General features: G+C 40.7%; 1 protein-coding gene. It reads left to right on the top strand.

Annotated features, from left to right (window positions below; all coding sequences use genetic code 11):
- On the top strand, positions 1-248 hold a 248-nt coding region (locus tag BKH45_RS08965), incomplete at both ends, for a hypothetical protein (RefSeq protein ID WP_180675740.1).

Genomic DNA, 248 nt, shown 5'->3' with positions numbered 1-248 from the left:
GACTTATAATTTCTCCGGGAATAGTGCTACAACAGGTTATGCTTATAAAGGGAATGTTACTTACCCTCAAAATCACCTCAATATCAATCTCTCCGATGGGGCGATTATGCAAGGGAGTATCACGCAAGTATGGAGCGGTTATTCTCAAGTCCAATCTCCTGTGATCAATATCAGTGCTAAAAGCGGGGCAGATATTCAAAGTGCGATTACAATACAAGAACCGGTATTTCCCTATAATCAATACCAAC

Origin of the sequence: Helicobacter sp. 11S03491-1, from assembly GCF_002272835.1 — a bacterium.
GTDB lineage: Bacteria > Campylobacterota > Campylobacteria > Campylobacterales > Helicobacteraceae > Helicobacter_J.
Note: the sequence above shows the minus strand (reverse complement) of the source record. Positions and strands in the feature narration are given on the sequence as shown.